Origin of the sequence: Gemmobacter sp., from assembly GCF_016792925.1 — a bacterium.
Classification (GTDB): domain Bacteria; phylum Pseudomonadota; class Alphaproteobacteria; order Rhodobacterales; family Rhodobacteraceae; genus Gemmobacter.
In genome coordinates, this window is record NZ_JAEULU010000288.1 from 1 (window position 1) to 1556 (window position 1556).

The window sequence follows — 1556 nt, forward strand, 5'->3', positions numbered from 1 at the left end:
AGCCGCGATGCGCCTTGGGTGCGGGCCAAGGGCTGCGCTTCGGTCATCCGCAGCAGATCGGGGGGGGATTGCGATGCAGCCCAATCGAAAAGCTGGTCATAGATGCGCCGGTTCAGGCCAATATGCTGAAGCGCGGCCAAAACCTCGGCTTGCGTGCGGCAGATCGGCAGCGTGACCCCGGCTGCGTCCAGCAGATCCTGAAGTTTGTGGGTATTCGCCTCGAGCAGGACAAAGGGCACGCGGGCGCGCAATGCGGCATACATGACATGATGGCGCCCCGTCACCACCGCACTGGCAGTGGCCAAAGTCGCGATCGCGTCTGACCAGCCATGGGCGGCCAGATCGAAATAGGGAAGCCGGGCGAGCGGCCCGGAGGTGCTGCGGACAAAGCCCCCGAAAACATGGTCAAAGTAATCTGTCACCACGGCTGCGCCGCCATAATCCACCTTCGGCGCGCAGGCGGTGAGGGGGGCGAAAAGCGACAGGTCGGGATGGTGGAAGGCCGCGATGCCATGACGGTCGTGCAGGTCTTTGGCGCTGGCTGGGCCGCGCAGCGTCAGGATGTCGAGCCGACGCAGGATGGTGTCAAACCGGCCACTGTTCTCTTGCCAGACCGCGTTGATCAGGCCGGTTTTCTTGCCCAGCATCTGCGCGGCTTCGATCCGGGCCATCTTGGCCACGCATTCCGAAGAATCGTGATGCATCGACCCTTCGCCATTCACCAGCAGAACATCAAACGGCTCGCCGGGGCTGGTCAGGGTCACGTTCTCGCCCCGCAGCAGGTGTCTGATCGCCTCGATGACCGCGGCGCTGCCGCCGTGATAGGTGCTGTGATCGCCGCTGATCAGCACCCGTGTCGGGCTGTCGGACATGGTGTTTTCCTTCGCTGGCGGGCTGGCTCTGCGTATTGAGACAGGCTGCACCGGCTCTTACCGCGTCCCGCCGCCATTTTCCACTGTTCGAGGCCCTGGGCCGGAAGGGCACAAGAAGAAAGCGGGATCGACCGGGCCAGAGCCACCGCGCGCCTTGGCAACGGCGAGCCAGCGGCAGCGTGCGGCGCAGCTCGCTGTCATTCCCAACGGTCATTCCGCGACTAGCCAAGCATCCGTTTTCTGCACTGGCCGCCCTTGCCTCTGCGGACGCCCGGTCGCTCCGCACAGGGCATGGTCTGACAGGTCTTGGGAGGAGGATCTTGTTCCGCAATGGTTTTTTCGCCAGCTACCCATGTCGGCGCCCTTGGCGTTTGCAAGGATTGCCTCGCCGCAAGGTTCGCCGAACCCGGGCGATAACCCACAATCCACGCCTACCTATTGAGATTGCTGGCGACTCCGACAGGACTTGAACCTGTAACCTGCCCCTTAGGAGGGAAGGCGCGAAATCATGATTTTCTGCGCTTTTTCAGCGACTTAATCTGTATTTTGTTTTCGGCCTGTACCGGTGATGTACGGACGCGCTCCCTGATCTCTGCCTCGTTCGTCTCTGCGTGGGCATAGATTCTCAGTGGCAGGGTCACGTCTGCCCACCGGCCTGCCTTGGCCGCTGTGACCGGATCGACC

General features: G+C 62.7%; 1 protein-coding gene. It reads right to left on the bottom strand.

From position 1 onward, the window contains the following. On the bottom strand, nucleotides 1–872 hold an 872-nt coding region (locus tag JNN06_RS13865), incomplete at its 3' end, for a polysaccharide pyruvyl transferase family protein (protein WP_291240186.1). Between the last annotated feature and the right edge of the window lie 684 nt (nucleotides 873–1556).